Source organism: Stenotrophomonas sp. 8(2023) (assembly GCF_030345295.1).
GTDB classification, from domain to species: Bacteria; Pseudomonadota; Gammaproteobacteria; order Xanthomonadales; family Xanthomonadaceae; genus Stenotrophomonas; species Stenotrophomonas muris.
The window spans coordinates 3,834,032-3,857,008 of record NZ_CP128404.1 but is presented as its reverse complement, the minus strand read 5'-3'; the positions used below and the strand labels follow the sequence as shown (position 1 = coordinate 3,857,008).

The window sequence follows — 22,977 nt, the reverse complement described above, 5'->3', positions numbered from 1 at the left end:
AGGCCTGGCGTGAAGGCGACTGCAGGCCGCGCGCACGATGCCCCGGTCAGTGAGGGGCCGAAAGAACCAGTCAGCTGCCGTTGGGCTCTCCGCCCGCGCTTTTGGGCCAGCTGCAACGCAGCAGGCCGCCAGTGCTGTCTTTGACGTTGGTGAATACTCTTGGGTTTGTTGCCCTGCGGCCCGATAATGGGGCCATGGAAATCAAGTCCGACAACCCCGACCACGGCTTCCAGTTCCCCGGCCAGTTCGAGCTCAGCGCCATGGGCCCGGCCAACCGCGGCCTGGAGCATGAGCTTCCCCGTCTGCTGCTGGCTGCCGGCATCGATGTGGTGAACGAACGCATCAGCTGGAAGCATTCGTCCAACGGCAAGTACGTGTCCGTCCGCATCGTGTTCAAGGCCGAGAGCCGCGAGCAGTACGACCTGGCGCACCAGGCGCTGCGCGACCACCCGGAAGTGAAGTGGACGCTGTAGCCGACAGCTGCCCGGCCGAAGCCGCCCCGGAAGACCGCGCGCCGCGTCCGGCGGTGGTCCGCGACCTCGGCCGCCAGGCGTACGAGCCGGTGTGGCGCGCCATGCAGCGCTTCACCGACCAGCGCAGCGACGCCGACGCCGACGAACTGTGGGTAGTCGAGCACGATCCGGTGTTCACCCTGGGCCAGGCCGGCAAGGATGAGCACGTGCTGGCGCCGGGTGACATCCCCGTGCTGCACGTGGACCGTGGCGGCCAGGTGACCTATCACGGGCCCGGCCAGATCGTGGTCTACCCGCTGTTGCGCCTGCCGCGGCTGGGCATCGGTGTGCGCGACTACGTGTGCCGCATCGAGCAGGCCCTCATCGATACCCTGGCCGAGTGGAACATCGGCGCCGAACGCCGCGAGGGCGCCCCGGGCGTCTACGTCGGTGGCGCCAAGATCGCTGCGCTTGGCATCCGCGTGCGCCGCGGCTGCACCTTCCATGGCCTGGCCTTCAACGTGGCCATGGACCTGGAACCCTTCCACCGCATCAACCCCTGTGGCTATCAGGGGTTGCAGGTGACCTCGGTGGTAGACTTGGGCGGCCCCTCCGGGCTGGATGCCGTCAAGCCGGTGCTGCTGGACCACCTGGCCCGCCAGTTCGGCCTGCTGCTGCAGCACACGCCGGAACTGCCCGATCTTTCTGCGGCCGCCTGACCGCCCCCCGGAACTGCCATGACTGAAACCACCGCCCGTTCCATTCCCCTGCAGATCGTGCAGGGCGACTCTCCGTCCGCCGCGCCGTTGCAGGCCGGGGTCAAGCAGCTGGGCGGTGACAAGATCAACCGTTCGCCGGTGCAGTTCGCCGACGCGCCGGTGCTGCGCAAGCCGTCGTGGATCCGCGTGCGCATTCCCTCGGGCAACGCCGTGCAGAACCTGAAGGCCAAGCTGCGCGAGAACCGCCTGGTGACGGTGTGCGAGGAAGCCAGCTGCCCGAACATCCACGAATGCTTCGGCCATGGCACCGCCACCTTCATGATCCTCGGCGAGGTCTGCACCCGCCGCTGCTCGTTCTGCGACGTGGCCCATGGCCGCCCGAAGCCGCCGGATGCCAACGAACCGGCCAGCCTCGGCCAGACCGTGGCCGACATGGGCCTGAAGTACGTGGTGGTGACCAGCGTCGACCGCGATGACCTGCGTGACGGCGGTGCCCAGCACTTCGTCGACTGCATCACCGCCATCCGCGAAAAGTCGCCGGGTACCCGCATCGAAGTGCTGACCCCGGACTTCCGTGGCAAGGGCCGCATGGAGCGCGCGCTGGAGATCCTGGCGCAGAACCCGCCGGATGTGTTCAACCACAACATCGAGACCGTGCCGGACCTGTACCGCAACGTGCGCCCGGGTGCGGACTACCAGTGGTCGCTGAACCTGCTGAAGAACTTCAAGGCACAGCACCCGGACGTGCCGACCAAGAGCGGCATCATGCTGGGCCTGGGCGAAGACTTCGAACAGATCAAGGCCACGATGCGCGACCTGCGCGCGCACGATGTGGACATGATCACCATCGGCCAGTACCTGCAGCCGACCGCGCATCACCACCCGGTACTGAAGTACTGGACCCCCGAGGACTACAAGGCGCTGGAAGACTACGGCTACGCGCTGGGCTTCAGCCACGTGGCGTCCGGCCCGATGGTGCGCTCGTCGTACCACGCTGACGTGCAGGCCAAGGGCGCCGGCGTCTCCTGAGGCGGGTGCGGACCGTTGGTCCGCACGCCTCTGCCTGCCGTAGAGCCGAGCCCATGCTCGGCTGCTTGCTGCCGGCCAGCCGAGCATGGGCTCGGCTCTGCATGCATTCACAATTTGCTACACCGGCCCGGCTAGGCTGGTTTTCCACCGAGCGCGGCCGGATGACAAACCCGGCAACTTTCGGCACTGTCGTGGTGTCTGAACACCCTGCAGTCTCCCCCTTGGCAAGGCGCCTTCGAGCACGTCAATGAAATTCAAAGCCCCCGCATTCCTGATGGCCCTGGCGCTGGTCGCGCCGCTGGCGCTGGCGGCCAAGGCCGACTCGCCCGCATTGCCTGCGGCGGCCACCGCCGATCAGGTGACCACCTCCAAGCTGGTGTACGGCCTGCTGTCCGACAGCCGCTACGCCTACCGCCCGCGCGCGCTGGACGAGGCCACCTCCAAGGACGTGTTCAAGCGCTACCTGGAGACCCTGGACGGCGGCAAGCAGTACTTCACCCAGGCCGACGTGGCGCGCTTCGCGCCGTTCGAAGCCAACATCTCTTCGGCCATCCGTGGCGGCGAGCTGGAGCCGGCGTTCCAGGTGTTCGCGGTCTACAAGCAGCGCGTCGGCGAGCGCGTGGCCTATGCGCGCAAGCTGCTCAAGCAGGAGCCGGACTTCACCACCGACGAGCGCTTCGAATACGACCGCAAGAAGGTTCCGTGGGCGGCCAGCAGTGCCGAACTGGATGAGCTGTGGCGCAAGTCGGTGAAGAACGACTGGCTGCGCCTGAAGCTGGCGGGCAAGAAGCCGGACGACATCCGCAAGACGCTGGACAAGCGCTACGCGACGCTGGAGAAGTCGGTCAACGAGCTGAAGGGCGAAGACGTCTTCCAGTTCTTCATGAACGCCTACACCAGCGCGGTTGATCCGCACACCGACTACTTCACCCCGCGCACCGCCGAGAACTTCAACCAGGCGATGTCGCTGTCGCTGGAAGGCATCGGTGCGCAGCTGCAGCGGCAGGACGACATGGTGGTGATCCGCGAGATCATCGCCGGTGGTCCGGCCGCAGTGGACGGCACCCTGAAGCCGGGGGACCGCATCGTCGGCGTTGGCCAGGGCAAGTCCGGCCTGGTCGAGGATGTGATCGGCTGGCGCATCGACGACGTCGTGGCCAAGATCCGCGGTGCCAAGGATACCCAGGTCAAGCTGGAATTCATCCCGGCCGCCGAGGGCGTGGACGGCAAGCACCACACGCTGGTCCTGACCCGCCAGAAGGTGCGCCTGGCCGAACAGGCCGCCAAGGGCGAGACCATGAGCATCCCGGCCGCCAACGGCGAACCGGCGCGCAGGATCGGCGTGATCAAGCTGCCGACCTTCTACCAGGACTTCGAAGGCCGTCGCCGCAATGCCGCTGACTACGCCTCGGCCACCCGCGACGTCGCCAAGCTGCTGGCCGGCTTCAGGAACGACAAGCTGGATGGCGTGGTGCTGGACCTGCGCAACAACGGGGGCGGCTCGCTGGATGAAGCGATCGAACTGACCGGCCTGTTCATTGAACAGGGCCCGGTGGTGCAGGTGCGCGAGTCCGGTGGCCGCGTTACCGTCAACAGCGACCGCAACCAGGGCGTGGCGTGGGATGGCCCGCTGGCGGTGCTGATCAACCGCGGTTCGGCCTCGGCCTCGGAGATCTTCGCCGGTGCCATCCAGGACTACGGCCGTGGCCTGGTGATCGGTGAAACCAGCTTCGGCAAGGGCACCGTGCAGAACATCGTCGACCTCGATCGCTGGCCGAGCGGCGAAACCCAGCGCTTCGGCCAGGTCAAGCTGACCATCGCCCAGTTCTTCCGCATCAGCGGCAGCAGCACCCAGCACAAGGGTGTGGTGCCGGACCTGGCCTTCCCGGCCAGCGTCGATGCCACCGAATTCGGCGAAAGCACCTACGACAACGCCCTGCCGTGGACCCGCATCGCCGCCGTGCCGCACACCCAGTACGGCAACTTCGCGCCGCTGCTGCCGAAGCTGGAGACCCGCCACGACGCGCGCATCGCCACTGACAAGGAATTCCAGTGGTGGAACGAGGATGTGGAGCAGTTCCGCACCGAGGCCGCGAAGAAGTACATCTCGCTCAACGAGGCGACCCGTCGTGCCGAGCGCGAGCGCCAGGACGCCCAGCGCAAGGAGCGCCAGGTGCAGCGCAAGGAACTGGGCCTGGCCCTGGACCCGCTGGCCGACGACAGCAGCGACGATGGCCTGACCGGCAACGAGCGCGACATCGTGAAGGATGCTGCCCGTGAGAAGGCCGCTGAAAAGCGTCCGGACCCGCTGCTGCGCGAGTCGGCCTCGATCCTCGCTGACGCGGTCAATCTGCTGGCCAATGACCGCCCGCTGTCGGCCCAGGTGCTGCCGCAGTCCACCGGCGCGGGGCGCTGGGCGGACTGAGCCGGCCACGGCATGTGACACTCAGGGGCCGGCATTGCCGGCCCCTCGGCGTAAAAGGGGACGGAGGGAATTAAGTCGTTTGTGGCACAAACGACTTAATTCCCTCCGTCCCCTTTTTCGTGCATGAACCGGGAGCAACGTGGGAGGGTATGTCGACCTGCCGCACACGGGGGTGGGACTACCCTTGGTGCTTCCGTTCTCGCAGGAGTACCCATGCGGGCCTCCCGTCTTTCCAGCGCCGCCGTGGCGCTCACCAGCGCCCTGATCCTCTCGGCCTGCGGTGGCCGTGCCGCCGACAGCACCGTGTTGCGCGAGTCCTTCGATTCCGGCGATACCTTCTCGCGCACGGTCGATGGGCGCCCGGGCGAAGCCTGCGAAGCGGCGCGCCGCACGCTGCTCAGCCAGGGCTATGCCATCGCCCGTTCCGACGATGCACAGGTGGAAGGCAACAAGAACTTCCAGCCGCGCGAGGATGACCATGAGCAGCTGGTGCTGCGCATCTCCTGCGCCCCGCGTGGCGGCCAGACGCTGGTGTTCGTCAGCGCAGTGCAGGATCGCTACGCGCTGAAGAAGAGCCCGACCTCGGCCAGTGTCGGTGTGGGAGCGCTGGGTTCGGTATCGCTGCCCTTCGGCAGCAACGACGACTCGCTGGTGAAGGTGGCCAGCAGCACGGTCACCGATGCCGAGTTCTATCGTCGCTTCTTCCAGCGCCTGCAGCAGTACCTGCCGGCCGCGGCGGGCAAGCCGCCGCCATCGCCGGCAGCGGCACCGGAGCCCGCACCCGCACCGGCGGTCACGGACCAGGGCTGAGCGTGCGCGGCAGGTGGCTGATTGCAGCCCTGCTGCTGGCGCCCGCGTGGGTCGTCGCAGCGCCATCCCCGGACTGTACGCAGGGCCTGCTGCAGCGGTTGGGGTGGCGCTTCGAGGATGCCGGGCTGCGTGCACCGCAGGTACACAAGGGCCCGGTGTGTATGCGTTCCTCGCTCGCCGCGGCACAGGCAGCGGGTGACCTGCGCGTACGCTGGTCGGCGGATCTGCCTGCAGGCGAACGACAGGCACTGCTGCAGCAGCTGCTGGAAGACCCTGCTACGGTCTGCGCCTATGCCTTCGAGCTGGGGGCGGCCACGCGGCGCGCGACCTCGGCATTGCAGGGCAATGCCACGTTCCGCTTCTCCGGCCCGCAACTGGGCTGGATCGGCTTTGGTCTGCGCGGCGCGCCGGCACAGGGCTGGCAGCGTACGCGCAGTTTCGGCCGTGGCTTCGTGCCCAGTGCGGGCAACAGCCATGCGCTGCAGGCGTTCTACAGCGGTGCCGTGCGCGCCGAGTGCGGTGTCGGCCGCCAGGTCGCGCAGCTGGCCACCCAGCGCGAGCTGTATGGCGATGCTGCGTTCGATACAGAGTTCGCAGCGGATGAACTGTCGATCGGCACCTTCCTCGCGCTGCGCGCCACCGACAGCATCCTGCTTGGCGCGCACGCGGGCGAGTTCTTCGCCGATGGCAAGGCGGTGCGCACCTCGGCGATGGGGCGGCAGGCGTTCGTGGGTGTGCCCGGCTTCATCGAACATGTGTACGACAACGGTACGCTGGATGACCTGAGCAACCAGGCCGAGAACTTCGTGGTCGTCACTGTGGGTGAGGGCGCTGCGCAGGCCCTGGCGCAGCACGGCGGCCTGGCCTGGTACGACCAGCGCAATGCCGAACTCTGGAACCTGGCGCAGGACATCCCGCGCATCGGCCAGCGCTACTTCGAGCGCCTGCTGTTCGAGCGCGATCCGCAGTTGCGCGCACGGCTGGCGCCGCGCTACCACGACACGCTCGCGCGCATGGACCAGCTGCTGGACGATCCGTTCTACCAGCAGTTCGTGATCTATGTGCATCCACGCGGTATACGTCCCATCGGCTACCACGTCGCCCGCCTGCTCGATCGCAACCCGCGAACCCCGTTTTCAATCGACCTGGCGGTGCACAATCTGCATACCACGCTCTACCGGCGTTGGCGCGAGGCGCAGCTGCGCCACTGCGCGGCTACCGGCAGGCCAGGCAGCCTGACCCTAGACCCCAACTGAAGGTGAAACAATGGATATTGCAATGATCGGGCTCGGCCGCATGGGCGCCAACATGGCCCAGCGCCTGCATCGCGGCGGCCACCGCGTGGTCGGCTACGACCCGGGCGAAGGCGCCCGCCAGCGCGCCGCCGAGGCCGGCCTGGAGGTGGTTGATTCGCTGGCCGCCGCCGTGGCCGCGCTGCCGGTGCCGCGCGTGGTGTGGCTGATGGTACCGGCCGGCGAAACCGTCGACCAGACGCTGGGCCAGCTGACCCCGCACCTGGCCGAGGGTGACATCGTCATCGACGGCGGCAACTCCAACTACCAGGACTCGATCCGCCGCGCCAAGGCGCTAGCCGAGGATGATCTGGGCTACGTCGACTGCGGCACCAGCGGTGGCGTGTGGGGCCTGCAGGAGGGCTACAGCCTGATGGTCGGTGGCGAAGCGTCGGTGGTGGAGCAGATCGCACCGTTGCTGCGCACGCTGGCCCCGGCCGAAGATCGTGGCTGGGGGCGCGTCGGCCCGTCCGGTGCCGGCCACTTCACCAAGATGGTCCACAACGGCATCGAGTACGGAATGATGCAGGCCTATGCCGAAGGCTTCGCGCTGATGGAGCGCAAGCAGGAGATGGAACTGGACCTGGCGCAGGTGGCCGAGGTGTGGCGCCACGGCAGCGTGGTGCGTTCGTGGCTGCTGGACCTGAGCACCGAAGCCCTCAAGCGCAATCCTTCGCTGGATGGCATTGCCCCGTACGTGGAGGATTCCGGCGAAGGCCGCTGGACCGTGGCCGAAGCCATCGCGCTGGATGTGCCGGCGCCGGTGATCACGCTGTCGCTGCTGGAACGCCTGCGCTCGCGCGAATCGAATTCGTTCACCGATCGCCTGCTGTCGGCGATGCGCAATGAATTCGGTGGCCACGCGATCAAGAAATCGTAAGCACGAAGCCGGGGTCGGATCCCTTTCCGCAGGAAAGGGCTCTGACCCCATGCAGGCAGTCGAGCATGGCTCGACTCTGCAAAAGCCGTCTCCGATGGCTTCCACGTCGACGTGTCGACCAAGGTCGACACCTACCGTCGGGCGCGGATAACTGTCGAAGGCGGGGGGGGGCGCCATCTCACGGGTAGCCGTTTTTTGCCGTTGCTGTTGAGGTTGCCGGCCAGCGGCCGGCACTACCGCTTGTGCGGGTGCAGGGCGCAGCCCTGCCGATCACCCCAACGCGATCCGCCGCCCTTCGCGCGCGCTGTCCATGCCGGCCTGCAGCAACCGCATCAGCTGCAGCGCCTGCACCGGGCTGACCGTGGCTTCGCCCTCGCCGTGCATCGCCGCCGCGAACTGCGCATACAACCGGCGATAGTCGCCGGGCAGGTTGTCGACGGTGCTGCGTTGCACGTTGTCTTCGGTATCGCAGCGCACCAGCTCGCCATGCCGCGGATCGAGGCCCCAGCCTGGTGCGCCCGGCGCCACGCCGCGGCGCAGCTGCGCCTCCTGCACGTCCACGCCGTGCTTGATCCAGCTGGCGGCGCTGCCATGCACACTGAAGTGCGGCGTCTGCGCTGCCACCAGGGAACCGGCATGGACGATCGCCCGATGCCGTGGGTAGTGCAGTATTGCGTGGAAGTAATCGATGCCGCCGCCACCTTCGCGCTGCACGGCCAGGTCGGCATCGATTGCCTCGGGCCAGCCGAACAGCACCAGCATCTGGTCCAGCAGGTGCGGACCGAGGTCGTACCACAGGCCACTGCCGGGCCCGTCCTGTTCGCGCCAGCGGTCGCGCACCTGCGGACGGTAACGGTCGAAGTGCGCGTGGCACTCGGCCACGTCGCCCAAGCTGCCTTCGGCCAGCAGCGACTGCAGGGTGAGGAAGTCGGCATCGAAACGCCGGTTCTGGAACACGGTGGCGATGCGCCCGGCATCGCGTGCCGCAGCCAGCACCGTTTCCGCTTCGGCCACATCCAGCGCGAACGGCTTGTCGACCAGCACATGCTTGCCTGCCGCCAGCGCCGCGATGGCCAGTGGCGCGTGCTGTTCGTTCGGCGTGGCGATCACTACGGCATCCACGGCCGGATCATCGAATACCTGCTGCGGCGTGGCACGCACGTGCACATCGCTGAACGTCCGCAGCAGGGTGTCGCGTTGTGAACTGACGATGCTGTGCAGCGCCAGCCCGGGGCTGTGCTGGATCAGCGGTGCATGGAAGACGCGGCCGGCGAAGCCGTAGCCGATCAGGGCCAGTTGCAGGTCGGGGCGCATGGCAGGGCTCCGGCAGTGGGAAGGGCAGGGTAAACGACGGGGACTGGCAGTCCAAAACTGAACGGTTGCCATTGGAAACGTTTCGATTCACGGCGGCATGACCGCAACGCCACGCCTGCTCTACGGTGGGTTGTCCAGACTGGCAGCACATTCCGAAGGAGTACGACACGATGAGCAATACCACCCGCACGCTGATTGCTTCCGCCCTGACCCTGGGCCTGGCGCTGTCCTCCTCGGCCGCATTCGCCAAGGACCCGGCCGCGAAGAGCCCGCCGACCAGCACCCATCCGACGACCCATGCTGATCGTCACGACTCCAATGAGCCGGTGACCGATACCTGGATCACCACCAAGGTGAAGGCCGATCTGCTGGCCAGCAGCAACGTTCCGGGCACCGAGATCAAGGTGGAAACCGTGAACGGCGTGGTCAGCCTGAGCGGTGCCGTCGCTACGCAGGCGGAGAAGGACAAGGCGGTCAACACCGCCAAGGGCATCAAGGGCGTGACCCGCGTCGATGCCGCCGCGCTTAAGGTCAGCGCCGCTGCCAAGCGCTGAGCATCCACCGCGCGTTGAACAGGGTGGGCGCCCCGAAGGGGGCGCCCACTCGCGTATGGGGCCGGCTGCGGGGGCCCGTTCAGCCTGCCGCGCTTTGGGCTCCAGAGTTGTGACCGCCTGCGCTATATTGCCGGTTCCGCCGCAGCCGGGCTCGTCCCGGGTCCCGCTCCGCGGCCGTGCTGACGAGGAACTATGGCGCTGGTTTTCAGTGACGACATCTGGGACCGCTGGCGGTTGCCGGCCCTGGCGCTGGCGGCTGCCGCGATCATCGTGGTGCCGTGGTTGACCCTGCGCAAACTGCAGCAGGACAGCGAAGAGGCGATGGCTTGGGTCAACCACACCCAGTCCGTTGGTGTGGCGCTGCAACAGCTGCAGGCCGATGTGCGCGACGTCGAATCCGCCGCCCTGACCCTGTCCAAGGGCGTGGATGCGCCCGGCCTGCGCGAGCGGATGGCCAAGGCCAACGAGATCCCCGGGCGCCTGGCCGAACTGGGCCGGATGACGCGTGACAATCCCGATCAGCTGATCCGCATTGGTCGGATCGAATCGATGCTCGAAGGCCGCATGGCGCTTGCCCGCGAGCTGGCCCGGTCCGAACCGAACTCCGACCAGCGTGAGCTGGTGCAGGACCTGAGCACGCGTTATCCGATCCGTGGCCTGGTGGAGGAGCTGCAGGCCAGCGAGCAGAATCTGCTGGCACTGCGCGCCCAGCAGGCCGCGCGCCAGCGCAAGCAGACCGAACTGGTGTCGTGGAGTTCGCTGGCGATCCAGCTGGCCCTGCTCGGCCTGGTGCTGTGGCTGCTGCAGCGGCAGATCGGCCGCCGCCTGCATGCGGAACGGCAATCGCTGCGCTCGGCCGCACGCGCGGCGTCGGTGCTGCAGACCGTGCGCGAACCGATCGTGCTGCTCGACCGCGACCTGCGCGTGCAGCTGCACAACCCGGCGTTCGCCGAACTGTATGACCTGCAGGACGAGCGCGCCGATGGCCTGCTGCTGGAAAACATCGGCGACGGCGCCTGGCGGGATCCGGTGGTGCGCCAGCGCCTGGCCGATGTGCTGTCGCGTGGCCGCGAACTCTGGGACTTCGAGCATGAGCAGCGTACCGCCGTTGGCATGGTGCGCTATATGCTGCTCAACGCACGGCGCATGCCGCTGCCCGACACCGATGACGAAGTGGTGCTGCTGACCATCAGCGACGTCACCATGCAGCGCGCAGTGCAGCTGCGCGTGGAAGAGCTGAACCGCCAGCTGGAGGGCAAGGTCGCGCAGGTGTCCGAGGTCAACCGCGAGCTGGAAGCCTTCAGCTACTCGGTTTCGCATGACCTGCGTGCGCCGCTTCGCCACGTGGCCGGATTCTCCGACAAGCTGTCGCGCCACCTCGGCGACGCCGCCGATGACAAGAGCCGGCATTACCTGGAGGTGATCTCCAGTTCGGCCCGGCGCATGGCGGCGCTGATCGACGACCTGCTGGTCTATTCGCGGCTGGGCCGCGCAGCGATGCGCCAGCAGGCGGTGGACATGCAGTCGCTGGTGGCCGATACCCGCGCCATGCTCGATGCCAACCTGCAGGCCGAGGCCGAGAACAGCGGCCATGCGCACCACGTGGAGTGGAGCATCGCGCCGCTGCCGATCGTGGTGGGCGACGAGAACATGATCCGCCAGGTCTGGCTGAACCTGCTCGGTAACGCGGTGAAGTACTCGGGCAACCGCGAGCCGGCGAAGATCCGCGTGGACTACCAGCCGCAGCCCGATGGCGGCCATCAGTTCACGGTCAGCGACAATGGTGCAGGCTTTGACATGGCCTACGCCGGCAAGCTGTTTGGTGTATTCCAGCGCCTGCACAAGGCCAGCGACTACCCGGGTACCGGCATCGGCCTGGCCAGCGTGCGCCGCGTGCTGACCCGCCATGGCGGCCGTATCTGGGCCGAGGCCGAACCGGACGTCGGCGCCACCTTCCACTTCTACCTGCCTCCCGCGATCGACGCGGACAAACAAGGGCCTTCTGCATGACCACTCTGCGCACCATTCTTCTCGCCGAAGACAGCCCGGCGGATGCCGAAATGGCGATCGATGCCCTGGAAGAGGCGCGTCTGGCCAATCCCATCGTGCACGTCGAAGACGGCGTGGAAGTGATGGACTACCTGCTGCGCCGCGGCGCCTTCGCCAATCGCGAGGAAGGCCTGCCGGCGGTGCTGCTGCTGGACATCAAGATGCCGCGCATGGATGGCCTCGAAGTGCTTCGGCAGATCCGCGAGCACGAAGAACTCAAGCGCCTGCCGGTGGTGATCCTGTCGTCCTCGCGCGAGGAAAGCGATCTGGCCCGCAGCTGGGACATGGGCGTGAACGCCTACGTGGTCAAGCCGGTGGACGTGGACCAGTTCTTCGGCGCGGTGCAGACCCTGGGCAAGTTCTGGGCGTTGATCAACCAGGCACCGGAACTCGAGTGAGCCCATGCCCCTGACCGGTCCCGCCCTGGGGGCGCTGCGCATCCTGCTGGTGGAAGACTCACCAGAGGATGCCGAGCTGATGTCCGAACAGATGCTCGACGCGGGCCTGGACGCCCGCTTCGAGCGTGTCGAGAGCGAGGCGGAACTGCGCCAGGCACTGGCTGCGTTCCAGCCGGACATCGTGCTGTCCGACCTGAGCATGCCGGGGTTCTCCGGTGATGACGCGCTGCGCATCGTGCGCGAGACCTCGCCGGACGTGCCCTTCATCTTCGTCTCCGGCACGATGGGTGAGGAGAACGCGGTGGCGGCGCTGCAGAAGGGCGCCAATGACTACATCATCAAGCACCTGCCGGCGCGCCTGCCGTCGGCGGTGGCGCGTGCGATCCGCGATGCACGCAGCGCGGTGGAGCGTGCACGGGTGGAAACCGAGCTGATGCGCGCGCAGCGCCTGGAAAGCCTGTCGCTGCTTGCTGCCGGCCTCAGCCATGACCTGCGCAACATCCTGCAGCCATTGCTGATCATGCCGGACCTGCTGAAGGCGCGCACCGAGGATCCGCAGCTGCACCACCTGGCCGATGTCATCGCCGAGTGCGGTCGCCGTGGCCATGAGATGGCCGAATCGATGCTGTCGTTTGTGCGCGGTTCGCGCAAGCCGAGCGAGCGCATCGAGATCGATGGCCTGTTCGATGCGGTTGCACTGCTGTTGCGCAGCAACGTGCCCGATGCCGTGCGCCTGGAACTGCAGGTGCAGGACGAAGGCCTGGTGGTCGATGCCAACTACACCGAGCTGCAGCAGGTGATGTTGAACCTGGCGCTCAACGCGATCCAGGCGATGCCCAACGGCGGTCGCCTGAGCCTGACCGCCAGCCATGCCGGCCAGCGCGATGGCGTGGACTGGATGCGGATCTGCGTGGCCGATGAAGGCATCGGCATGGATGCAGACACGCTGTCGCACCTGTTCAATCCGTTCTTCACCACCAAGGCCGACGGCACCGGCCTGGGCCTGATTTCCTGCAAGCGCATCGTCGAAGGTGCCGGCGGCAGCATCCATGTCAGCAGCCAGCCGGGGCAGGGCACCTGCTTCGAACTGCACTTGCCGATGCACGAAGCCAGCGACGGCAGTGAGCCGATCGAGCAGCTGGTGGCCCTGGGCAGTGGCCAGTCGATCCTGGTGGTCGATGGCGAGGCCACGCGCCTGTCGTTGCTCGGCAATGCGCTGTCAAGCCAGGGATATCAGCTGCAGCTGGCCTCCGATGGCCCGGCGGCGCTGCGCTGGATGCAGCAGGAGGCAATGCCGGCGCTGGTGATTGCCGACGCCGGCTCGAAGTTGTTGCCGGCCAGCCAGCTGCTGGGCGAGATGGCCACGCTGGGCTATCGCGGCCCGGCGCTGGTGCTGGAAGACGCAGCGGTGGAGGTGGCGGCCGATGCATTTCCCGCTGGCGTGCAGGTGCACGTGCTGCGCAAGCCGCTGCAGATGCAGCAGGTGTTCCGCGCGGTGTCCGAAGCGCTGGGCTGATGTCGCGGTAGTGCCGGCCGCTGGCCGGCATCCCTGTGTGGTGGGATCAACGCGGTTGCCGGCCAGCGGCCGGCACTACCGTCCGTTGGTTTCCCAGGGGAAGCGCGGCAGGGCGTCCACTGCCTGTTCCAGCCGCTGCAGATATGCAGCTGGTCTTCCGCGCGGTGGCCGAAGCGCTGGGCTGATGCCCGGTAGTGCCGGCCGCTGGCCGGCATCCCTGTGTGGTGGGATCAACGCGGTTGCCGGCCAGCGGCCGGCACTACCGTTCGGCAGGTTCCCAGGGGAAGCGTGGCAGGGCGTCCACTGCCTGTTCCAGCCGCTGCAGATATGCAGCTGGTCTTCCGCGCGGTGGCCGAAGCGCTGGGCTGATGCCCGGTAGTGCCGGCCGCTGGCCGGCATCCCTGTGTGGTGGGATCAACGCGGTTGCCGGCCAGCGGCCGGCACTACCGTTCGGTAGGTTCCCAGGGGAAGCGCGGCAGGGCGTCCACTGCCTGTTCCAGCCGCCGCGACCAGTTCTGGTGGATGTCCGCATACAGCGTGGAATCCGCACCCAGCCGCAGCTGCTGGCCGATGCGCAGTTCGCCGTCGCGCAGCAGCGCCAGGTCGATCGGCAGGCCCACCGACAGGTTGGAACGGATGGTGGAGTCCAACGAGACGATCGCCGTGCGTGCGGCATCCTCCAGGCGCGTGGCCGGGCTGAGGATGCGGTCGAGGATCGGCTTGCCGTACTTGGATTCACCGATCTGCAGGTAGGGCGTCTCCGGCGAGGCGGCGATGGCGTTGCCGAGCGGATAGATCATGTACAGCCCGGGGCGCTCGCCGGCGATCTGCCCGCCGAAGATCAGCGTGGCCTGGGTATTGACCCCATCGTGGCCATGTTCGCTGTGGTTGGTGTGCACCTGGCTGTCCACCAGCAGCTGGCCGACGTACTCGGCGGCTTCGAACAGGTGGGGCATGTCGCGCAGGTTGGGCACGCGCCGCTCTGCGGCGTCGCGGCCCAGACGCGACACCAGCAGCTGGGTGGTGGCCAGGTTGCCAGCCGCCATCAGCACGTAGGCTGCCTGGCCGGGATACTCGAACACGTGCAGCTTGCGATGCACGCGCACATCGTCCAGCGAGGCATTGGTCCGGGTGTCGGCAGCGAAGACCAGGCCCTCGTCCACCTCGATTCCAACGCAATAGGTCATGTCGGTGCCCTATCATGTGCATCCCGGATTGTAGGCAGGCCGCCGTGACGACGGCATGTCCACGCCCCCATTGCTGCCACCTGAACCGCATGACGACCGTGCTCCTGAGCCTGGGCAGCAATGTCCAGCCCCGCCGCTACCTCCACGCCGCGGTGGCGGCCCTGCGCGAGCGCTTCGGCGCGCTGCAGGTATCGCCGGCCTACCGTACCGCCGCGGTCGGCTTCGATGGCCCGGCCTTCCTCAACAATGCGGTGGCGATCGAGACCGATCTGCCGCTGCAGGAGCTGGACGACTGGCTGCACGCGCTGGAAGACGCGCACGGTCGCGACCGCAGCGGGCCGCGCTTCTCCGACCGGACCCTGGACATCGACGTGGTGTTCTATGGCGACCTGGTGCTGGAAGGCCCGGGGCACCTGCGCATCCCGCGGCCGGAGCTGAAGCACGCGTTCGTGCTGAAGCCGCTGGCCGACATCGCGCCGGGCTTCATCGACCCGGTCAGCGGGCAGGACCTGGCCACGCTGTGGCGCGCGCACCCGCAGTTTGGCGAGGCGTTCGAGGTGGTGGATCTGGAGTGACGGGGTCAGATCCCTTTTCCCGCCGGGAAAAGGGATCTGACCCCGTTGTGGACCCCGGCAACCTTTCAGCTGACCGTACGCCCGCCATCCACGCGCAGGGTGTGGCCGGTGACGAAGCTGGCCTCGGCCACCAGCCAGTACACCGCCTCGGCGATCTCCTCGACGGTGCCGATCCGCGCCAAAGGCGTGCGTGCCAGCAGCGCCTCGCGGGCGAAATCATCCTTGTCCTGTTCCGGCCACAGGATCGCACCCGGCGCTACTGCATTGACCCGCACCTTCGGCGCCAGCTCCAGCGCCAGCGCGCGCGTTGCCATCTCCAGCGCGGCCTTGGCCATGGTGTAGGCGATGTGGTCACGCATCGGGTCGGTGCCGTGCAGGTCGGTGAGGTTGACGATGCAGCCCTGCTGGCGGCGCAGGTAGGGCGCTGCCGCCTGTGACAGCAGCAGCGGCGCGCGTGCATTGACCGCATACAGCGCGTCCATCGCCTCGGCGGTGACCTGGCCGAGCGGGGTGGGGAAGAAGTTGGAGGCGTTGTTGACCAGCGCGTCCAGGCGGCCGAAGTGGGTGACGGCCTGTTCGACCAGATCGGCCAGGGCGTCGGCGTCACGCAGGTCGGCCTGCAGGGCCAGCACGCTGCCCGGGCGCACGTTGTCGAAATCGAACGCAGCCTGCTGCAGCTCGGCGCTGGAGGTGTTTGCGTGCAGCACCACCGACCAGCCACAGGCGTGGAACTGGCGGGCGATGGCCGCACCGATCCGGCGCGCGCTGCCGGTGATCAGGACCACGGGGTGGGTATCGCTCATCGAGGGTCCTCCAAGGCTCGGCTATCCTGTGCACCATTGTCACCGCATTCGAAGACGCCATGCAGCCCACCTTCCCCCTGCCCGAAGCCGATGCCCTGGCCCACAGCGACCAGCTGGCCGCTGCCCTGCGCGCCGAAATCCTTGCGCAGGGCGGGGCAATGCCGTTCTCCCGCTTCATGGAGCTGTGCCTGTACACCCCCGGCTGGGGCTATTACAGCGCCGGCGCCAGCAAATTCGGCGGCAGTGGCGACTTCACCACCGCGCCCGAGCTCGGCAGCCTGTTCGCCGGCAGCGTGGCCAACGCGCTGGCGCCGGTGTTCGCCCAGCTGGGTACGCAGGCGCGGATGCTGGAACTGGGCGGTGGTACCGGCGCCTTCGCCGAAGCGGTGCTGCTGCGCCTGGCCGAGCTGGACGCGCTGCCGTCGCGCTACGCCATCCTCGAACCCAGCGCCGACCTGCGCGAGCGCCAGCAACAGCGCCTGCAGCAGAACCTGCCGGCCGAGCTGGCCGCACGCGTGGACTGGGTCGATCGCCCGTTCGAAGAGGACTGGGAGGGCGTGGTGTTTGCCAACGAAGTGATCGACGCGCTGCCGACGCCGCGCTTCCTGATCCGGGATGGCGAGGTCTACGAGGAAACCGTGGAACTGGACGCCGAAGGCAACTTCATCCGTGGTGCGCAGCCGGCCGACATCCTGCTCAACGGTGCGGTGCGCCACATCGAGCGCTACCTGGAGCGCCCCTTCGCCGAGGGCTACCGTTCCGAGGTGCTGCCGCAGCTGCCGTACTGGTTGCAGGCGGTGGCGGGCGGCCTGCAGCGCGGTGCGATGCTGTTCATCGACTACGGTTACAACCGTGGCGAGTTCTACCAGCACGACCGCGATGAGGGCACCGTACGCGCGTTCTACCGCCACCACGTGCACAACGACGTGCACCGCTGGCCGGGGCTGCAGGACATCACCGCGTCGGTGGATTTCACCGCGATGGCCGAGGCCGGCATGCACGGCGGTTTCGAGCTGGCGGGCTACTGCAGCCAGGCCAGCTTCCTGCTCGGCAACGGCCTGGACCAGGTGCTGTCGCTGGCCGAGGAGCGCACCGATGAAGTCGGCCGCATCCAGCTGCGCGACCAGGTGAAGAAGCTGACCCTGCCGACCGAGATGGGGGAGCGCTTCCAGGCGATCGGCCTGCAGCGCGGCGTCGACTTCGAGCCCGCCTTCGAGCTGGGTGACCTGAGCTGGCGCCTGTGAACGATGCGCTGCCGCTGATCAAGCCACTGCGGCGGCCGCGGCTGTGGACCGCACTGTGGTTCAGCGCGGTGTTGCTGGTGATCGTGGTCTGCCTGATCCCACCGCCACCGATTCCGTTGCCGGAAAACGGCGACAAGGGTGAGCACTTCCTCGCCTATTTCATCCTGGCTGGCAGCGCGGTACAGCTGTTCCGGCACGGACGTCCGCTGCTGTGTGTGGGCGTGGGCCTGGTGCTGATGGGGATCGGCATCGAGTTCGCGCAGGGCGCATTGACCGATGACCGCATGGCCGATCCGATGGACGCGCTGGCCAACACGATCGGCGTGCTGGCCGGCCTGGCTACGGCACTGACCCCGCTGCGCGATCTGCTGCTGCGCTGGCGCGGGTAAAGTTCCTGTAGAGCCGAGCCCATGCTCGGCTTCCTCCCAAAGGCAGCCGAGCATGGGCTCGGCTCTACAGTAGATCCACGCCATGCGTGGATCGATCTCCCAAAGGCAGCCGAGCATGGGCTCGGCTCTACAGTAGATCCACGCCATGCGTGGATCGATTGCGCCAGGACAGGCTTGGGGTCACTTCCCCAGCGTGACCTCATCCAGCACCCACATCGCCGGGCGCGTGTCGCCGGTGAAGTTGATGCACAGGTCACCGGTGCCCTGGGAGCCCTTCGGCAGCGTCGCACGCAGCGTCACGAAGCCATCGGCATCCGGCGTGGCCGGCAGCGGCACTTCGGCCAGCACCTTGCCGCTGCAGTCGCCGCGACGCACCAGCATCTCGCCATGCGCACGCTTGGCCTTCTCGAAGCGACGCTTGGGCTCGTCGTGGGCCAGCTGGAAGTAGTACGGAATACGCCCCGCGCGGACTTCCACGCTGCCGATGCCGTCCAGCTGTGCCTGTGGCCAGCGCCAGCATGGCTGGAAGATGTCCACGTTGAACACTGCGCGGTTTCCCTCGCGCGGGCCATCGTCTTCCAGGCGCAGCACCAGCCCCTTCTTGCCTACGCAGCTGAGCAGTTCGTCACTGCGGCGGCTGAGCAGCGATTGCGCACTGAAGTCCGCGACCGTCGGCTTCGCCGCCAGCATCTGGCCCTGGTAGAACGCGGCGGCCTGCACCGTGGTCGGCAGCGTACTGGTCAGCGGCTGCTGGTACAGCGGCGACTGCGCCGTCACCGGCTGGCCATCGGTGCTGTAGCGCACCTCATAGCCCAGCGGGTTGGCCAGCGACACGGTCACCGTGTTGGCGGCGCGGTTGTCGGTGTAGTCCACGCCCACTTCGAACGGGGTCTGCGCGTAGGCCAGGCCCCAGGCGCGGTAGCGTTGCAGCTGCGCGGGCAGGCGCGCGAGGAAATCGCGGAAGTCGCGATGCTCCGGCCTGCTCCAGCCGGTCTCGGCCACCGCGGCCAGGCGCGGGAACAGGTTGTGCTGCAGGCGCGCATAGGTGCGCGTGTGTTCGGTGAACATGTTGGCCTGCAGGCCGAGGATGTGCCCGCGCTTGTCAGCGGCCAGCTCGGCCGGCACGGGCTCGAAGTTGTACAGCTTGCCGAGGTTGACCTGGGCCGGGCGGCCCGGCGGTTCGTTCGGCGAGGCCGTCTGCAGGTAATCCAGATAGAGGTAGCCCACGGGCGACATGACCACGTCATGGCCAGCACTGGCCGCGGCCAGGCCACCTTCGGTGCCCTGCCAGGACATCACCGTGGCCTGCGGCGGCAGCCCGCCTTCGAGGATTTCATCCCAGCCGATCAGGCGCCGGTCGTGCTCCTCCAGGAAGGTCTCCAGGCGCTTGATGATGTGGCTCTGCATGGCCATTTCATCCTTGATGCCCAGCGCACGCATGCGCTGCTGGACCTGCCTGGAGGCTTCCCACTGGTCCTTGACCGCCTCGTCGCCGCCGACGTGCACGTACTTGGCCGGGAACAGTTCGATCACTTCCTCCAGTACGTTCTCGAGGAAGGTGACAGTACTGTCTTCCACGTTGAACAGGTTCGGGAACACGCCCCATTCGCTGAGCGGCTTCAGCGGGGTATTGATCGAACCCAGTTCCGGGTACGCGGCAATCGCCGCGGTCGCGTGCCCCGGCACATCGATTTCCGGAATCACCTGGATATGCAGCTTCGCGGCATAGGCAATCACTTCGCGGATCTGGTCCTGCGTGTAGAAGCCGCAATACGGATGCTCCTTGCCAGTGCCCGGATCGGTGCCACCGTCGCCGGCCGGCAGGCGGCAGCTGCCCACTCCGGTCAGCTTCGGATAGCGCTTGATCTCCATGCGCCAACCCTGGTCATCGGTCAGGTGCCAATGGAAGGTGTTGAGCTTGTGCGCGGCCATTGCGTCGAGCACGCGCTTGATCTCGTCCAGGCTCTGGAAATGCCGCGCCGAGTCGAGCATGAAACCGCGCCAGCTGAAGCGTGGCGCGTCCTGGATCTGCACCGCTGGCAGCACGCCGTTGCTGCCGCCGGTGGCGAGCTGGGCGAGGGTGGTTGCGCCGTAGAACAGGCCGGTTTCGTTGCCGGCCTGTACCACTACGCCCTGTGCGGTGCTTTCCAGCGTGTAGCCCTCGCCGCTGTCGCGGAAGGTGGGCACGATCTGGAAGCGGATGCCACCGGTCCTGGCCGCCGCCTTGCCCTTGGCCAGCCCCAGGCGCGGGCCGCCACTGCGCGCCAGCAGGTCGGCGAACTGGCTGGCGACGCGCTGTGCGGCCTCGCCTTCGGCCTGCAGCACGGTATCGGCGCGCACGGTGATGCCGCTGCCCTGGCCAGGCTGCACATTGCTGGGGGCGGGAATCAGCATCAGGCTGCCGGCACGCAGCTGCGGGCCGGGTGCCTCAGCGGCCGGCATGGGGTCGGCGGCAAGTGCCGGCAGTGCCGGCAACAGGGCGAGCAGGCTGCCCAGCAGCACTGCGCTGCGCATCCGGGCGCGGGAAGGCTTGACCATCGGTACGACTCCTTGGAACGGTGCGATGAACGCTATACATGAAAAACGCCGGGCCCGGAATGACCCAGGCCCGGCGTGCGTGCACGACTCGGCGATGTTGCCGCCGCTGGATCAGTACTTGAAGCGGAAGTTGAGGTAGTACTGGCGACCGTTGCTGTAGAACGAGGTCGGGATGGCCGCGGTCTGGTAGTACTTGTAGGTCGGGTTGTTGAGGTTCAGGCCATCCAGGGTGATGCTCAGCCAGTCGGTGGCCTTGTAGCTCAGCGACGCCGACAGCGTGCCGAAGTCATCCTGGTAGTACGGATTGGTGCCCGACAGGCTGATCAGGAACGAGGAACGGCGGGTATAGCTGACGCGGGCGCCAAAGCGCTCGTTCTCGAAGTAGGCACCCACGTTGTAGGTGTTCTTCGAGGTGCCCAGCAGGTTGTGCGAGCCGTCCGACCAGGTGTGCGAGGTGGTGCCGTTGGCGTAGGTGTAATTGGCATTGACGCCGAAGTACTCGCCGATCGGCTGTTCGTAGGCCACTTCCACGCCGGTGACCTTGCCGTCGGCATTGATCGGGGTGGAGATCTGGTAGGTCTCAAGCTGGTTGGTCAGTTCGCTGTACAGCTGGCGCGAGACCACGTCGAAGGCGATGTAGTCCTTCAGGTCCATGTGGTACGCGCCCACCGACAGCAGGCCGCGCGGCATGAAGTACCACTCCAGGTTGGCGTCCAGGTTGGTCGACAGGGTCGGCTTGAGGTTCGGATTGCCACCGCCGCCGGTGCGGTTCAGGTCCGAACCGTACGAGGAGGCACCCAGTGCCGAGTAGTCCGGCAGGGTCTGGGTCTGCGAGGCGGCGACGCGCAGCACCAGCGAGTCGTCCAGGTCGAACTTGATGTTGGCGCTGGGCAATACGCGGTTGCGCTTGTTCTGGAAGGCCAGGCGCTCCCACATGCCGAACAGGCTGCTGACATCGGCATCGGCGGCCTTGCTGACGGCGTTGTAGGTGTCGATGTCCTGCTTGATGTTGACGTAGCGCAGGCCGACGTTGCCGCTCCACCAGTCGCCGCGGAAGTTGGCCTGCACGTAGCCGGCGAAGTTCTTTTCCTTCACCTTCCACTCGGCGCCATAGTTGTGGCGACCGGTCGGGCCATCATTGCCGGCCAGCCAGGTGGAGTTGTTGGTCACCGCGTCCTTCAGCGCGCCCGGGGTGAAGTACCAGAGGTTGCGCGGGAAGGTGCCGCCGATGTCACCGGCAAAGCCGCTGGGATAGTTGGCCGTCGCACCGTTCTTCAGCGCGCTCCAGATGTCACCCGGGGTTGCACCTTCCGGCGACAGCGCTTCGCGCTTGTGGTCGGCGAAACGCAGGCCGAAGTCGATCGAGCTCAGCACGCCGCCATCGTTGAAGTACTGGTTGAAATCGAGCGTGGCCCACTTCTCCTTGTCTTCAGCGGTGACCTGCTGGTTGCCCCAGGTGCCGAAGCTGGTCACGCCGTTGGGCGAGATGTCGCCGCCGACGTTCCAGTCGATCGGCGAGCCATTGCCGTGGGTAGCCCAGCTGGCGCCGCCGCCGTTGGCCAGGGTGACCTCGGCGATGTACTGGCGCGGCGTCTCGCCGGTACCCTTGGTGCTGCCGGCCTGGAACTTGGCGGTCAGGCTGTCGCTGATCTGCCAGTCGGCATCGAAGGTGACATAGCTCGACTTGGCCTTCGACTCGCGGTAGATCATGTCGTACACCGCATAGTCGGTGCCGGGCACGCCCTTGTAGTTGGCGTTGGTCAGCACGCCGTCCTTGACCACATAGCCCGGATCCGGCGCCTGCGACTTGGCGAAGCTGTTGCCGAACATCATGAAGTTGCGGTTGTAGTTGTTCGCCTTCAGCTCGGAGCTGAAACCATTGAGGCCGAGGGTGAGGCTGTCGCTCGGCTTGAACTGCAGCGAGACCAGGCCGCCCTTGCGCTCGCGGGTCTGTTCGAACAGGGTCGAACCCAGCAGGCCCGGAACGTTGACGCCGATCAGGTCCGGATTGGTCTTGGCGACCGGATCGTTTGCGCCGATCTTGAAGAAGCCACCCGGGATTTCCTGCGCTTCACGGCGCAGTTCGCGCTTCTGGCTGAAGCCCTGCACCATCACGCCGAAGGTGCCTTCGTCGTTCTTGTAGTTGAACAGCGCCGAATATTGCGGGTCGTTCGACTTGGCCTGGTCCGAGCGCACCAGGCCGATCGAGCCTTCCGCGGTGAACGGCTTGGAGAATTCCAGTGGCTTGCGGGTGATGATGTTGACGGTACCGGTGGTGCCGCCGTCCTGCAGCTTGGCCTGCGAGGACTTGTTCACTTCCACCGAGCTGACCAGTTCGGACGGCAGCAGCGAGTAGCTGACGCTGCGGCCGACGTTGTTGCCCTGGCTGAGCACGAACCAGTCGGCCGAACCGACGGTGTGGCCGTTGATCAGGGTCTGGGTCAGGCTCGGGCTGGTGCCGCGCAGGCTGACACGGTCGGCTTCGTCGAAACCGCCTTCATCGGCGCTGGACGAGCTGATGTTGACGCCCGGCAGGCGCTGCAGGGTGTCGGCGACGTTGTGCGCCGGCAGCTTGCCCACGTCCTCGGCGGTGACCACTTCCACGCGCGCATTGGCTTCGCGCTTGGTGTCCAGCGATTTTTCCATCGAACCACGGATGCCGGTAACGGTCACGGTGTCCAGGTCGGTGGCGGTCGGGGCAGCCTGCTGCGCGTGCGCACTGAAGGCGATGCAGCTGACGATGGCGGCCGAAAGCAGGGTCTTGCGGGTATTCATGATGTCTCTCCTCATCACTCGATTGGAT

Annotated in this window: 19 protein-coding genes; 14 read left to right on the top strand and 5 right to left on the bottom strand. The window is 67.1% G+C overall.

Annotation, left to right across the window (positions count from 1 at the left end; genetic code table 11):
• Positions 1-194 precede the first annotated feature (194 nt).
• The 7 genes from QP609_RS17820 to gnd all read left to right on the top strand — a co-directional run bounded on the left by QP609_RS17820 (position 195) and on the right by gnd (position 7,607).
• Positions 195-473 carry a YbeD family protein gene (locus QP609_RS17820; RefSeq protein ID WP_005411067.1) on the top strand — a complete coding sequence of 93 codons (279 nt, stop codon included), beginning with the start codon at positions 195-197 and terminating at the stop codon, positions 471-473.
• Positions 461-1,171 (top strand): lipoyl(octanoyl) transferase LipB, encoded by a 711-nt coding sequence (gene lipB / locus QP609_RS17815; protein ID WP_014648440.1) that lies wholly within the window; start codon positions 461-463, stop codon positions 1,169-1,171. The genes QP609_RS17820 and lipB overlap by 13 nt, the downstream gene beginning before the upstream one ends.
• Positions 1,172-1,189: 18 nt before the next feature.
• On the top strand, positions 1,190-2,200 hold the full coding sequence (gene lipA / locus QP609_RS17810; protein WP_014648439.1) for a lipoyl synthase: 1,011 nt from the start codon (positions 1,190-1,192) through the stop codon (positions 2,198-2,200).
• 247 nt (positions 2,201-2,447) lie between these two features.
• Positions 2,448-4,625 carry a carboxy terminal-processing peptidase gene (locus QP609_RS17805; protein WP_142235160.1) on the top strand — a complete coding sequence of 726 codons (2,178 nt, stop codon included), beginning with the start codon at positions 2,448-2,450 and terminating at the stop codon, positions 4,623-4,625.
• 213 nt (positions 4,626-4,838) lie between these two features.
• Positions 4,839-5,435, top strand: a complete 597-nt coding sequence (locus QP609_RS17800; protein WP_014648437.1) for a DUF2242 domain-containing protein — start codon at positions 4,839-4,841, stop codon at positions 5,433-5,435.
• 2 nt (positions 5,436-5,437) lie between these two features.
• Positions 5,438-6,691: a hypothetical protein gene (locus tag QP609_RS17795; RefSeq protein ID WP_289213821.1), complete on the top strand. Its 1,254-nt coding sequence runs from the start codon at positions 5,438-5,440 to the stop codon at positions 6,689-6,691.
• 10 nt (positions 6,692-6,701) lie between these two features.
• Positions 6,702-7,607 carry a phosphogluconate dehydrogenase (NAD(+)-dependent, decarboxylating) gene (gene gnd, locus QP609_RS17790; RefSeq protein ID WP_014648435.1) on the top strand — a complete coding sequence of 302 codons (906 nt, stop codon included), beginning with the start codon at positions 6,702-6,704 and terminating at the stop codon, positions 7,605-7,607.
• 270 nt (positions 7,608-7,877) lie between these two features.
• Here the strand turns inward: gnd and QP609_RS17785 are convergent, their stop codons facing one another.
• Positions 7,878-8,921 (bottom strand): oxidoreductase, encoded by a 1,044-nt coding sequence (locus QP609_RS17785; protein ID WP_197621788.1) that lies wholly within the window; start codon positions 8,919-8,921, stop codon positions 7,878-7,880.
• A gap of 170 nt (positions 8,922-9,091) precedes the next feature.
• Here QP609_RS17785 and QP609_RS17780 point away from each other — a divergent pair, with 170 nt between their 5' ends.
• The 4 genes from QP609_RS17780 (at position 9,092) to QP609_RS17765 (ending at position 13,438) form a co-directional block, all read left to right on the top strand.
• Positions 9,092-9,475, top strand: a complete 384-nt coding sequence (locus tag QP609_RS17780; protein ID WP_014648433.1) for a BON domain-containing protein — start codon at positions 9,092-9,094, stop codon at positions 9,473-9,475.
• A 192-nt stretch (positions 9,476-9,667) separates the two neighbouring features.
• Positions 9,668-11,485, top strand: a complete 1,818-nt coding sequence (locus QP609_RS17775) for an ATP-binding protein (RefSeq protein WP_142235163.1) — start codon at positions 9,668-9,670, stop codon at positions 11,483-11,485.
• Positions 11,482-11,922, top strand: coding sequence for a response regulator (locus QP609_RS17770; protein WP_005411057.1), 441 nt, complete (start codon positions 11,482-11,484; stop codon positions 11,920-11,922). The genes QP609_RS17775 and QP609_RS17770 overlap by 4 nt, the downstream gene beginning before the upstream one ends.
• 4 nt (positions 11,923-11,926) lie before the next feature.
• On the top strand, positions 11,927-13,438 hold the full coding sequence (locus QP609_RS17765; protein WP_046432552.1) for an ATP-binding protein: 1,512 nt from the start codon (positions 11,927-11,929) through the stop codon (positions 13,436-13,438).
• A gap of 443 nt (positions 13,439-13,881) precedes the next feature.
• Here QP609_RS17765 and QP609_RS17760 read toward each other — a convergent pair whose 3' ends face one another.
• Positions 13,882-14,625: a 20S proteasome subunit A/B gene (locus tag QP609_RS17760; protein ID WP_197621863.1), complete on the bottom strand. Its 744-nt coding sequence runs from the start codon at positions 14,623-14,625 to the stop codon at positions 13,882-13,884.
• An 89-nt stretch (positions 14,626-14,714) separates the two neighbouring features.
• Here QP609_RS17760 and folK point away from each other — a divergent pair, with 89 nt between their 5' ends.
• On the top strand, positions 14,715-15,200 hold the full coding sequence (gene folK, locus QP609_RS17755; protein ID WP_014648428.1) for a 2-amino-4-hydroxy-6-hydroxymethyldihydropteridine diphosphokinase: 486 nt from the start codon (positions 14,715-14,717) through the stop codon (positions 15,198-15,200).
• 65 nt (positions 15,201-15,265) lie between these two features.
• Here the strand turns inward: folK and QP609_RS17750 are convergent, their stop codons facing one another.
• Complete coding sequence (locus QP609_RS17750) at positions 15,266-16,003, bottom strand: pteridine reductase (protein WP_197621864.1); 738 nt, start codon at positions 16,001-16,003, stop codon at positions 15,266-15,268.
• Between the two features lie 59 nt (positions 16,004-16,062).
• On the opposite strand from QP609_RS17750, the gene QP609_RS17745 reads away from it, so the two are divergent.
• Both QP609_RS17745 and QP609_RS17740 read left to right on the top strand, forming a co-directional pair.
• Complete coding sequence (locus QP609_RS17745; protein ID WP_014648426.1) at positions 16,063-17,247, top strand: SAM-dependent methyltransferase; 1,185 nt, start codon at positions 16,063-16,065, stop codon at positions 17,245-17,247.
• Positions 17,244-17,636 (top strand): membrane protein, encoded by a 393-nt coding sequence (locus tag QP609_RS17740; protein WP_046432545.1) that lies wholly within the window; start codon positions 17,244-17,246, stop codon positions 17,634-17,636. Before QP609_RS17745 ends, QP609_RS17740 begins: the two co-directional genes overlap by 4 nt.
• 180 nt (positions 17,637-17,816) lie before the next feature.
• Here QP609_RS17740 and QP609_RS17735 read toward each other — a convergent pair whose 3' ends face one another.
• Complete coding sequence (locus tag QP609_RS17735) at positions 17,817-20,174, bottom strand: family 20 glycosylhydrolase (RefSeq protein WP_197621285.1); 2,358 nt, start codon at positions 20,172-20,174, stop codon at positions 17,817-17,819.
• 111 nt (positions 20,175-20,285) lie between these two features.
• On the bottom strand, positions 20,286-22,949 hold the full coding sequence (locus tag QP609_RS17730; protein ID WP_075076091.1) for a TonB-dependent receptor: 2,664 nt from the start codon (positions 22,947-22,949) through the stop codon (positions 20,286-20,288).
• Between the last annotated feature and the right edge of the window lie 28 nt (positions 22,950-22,977).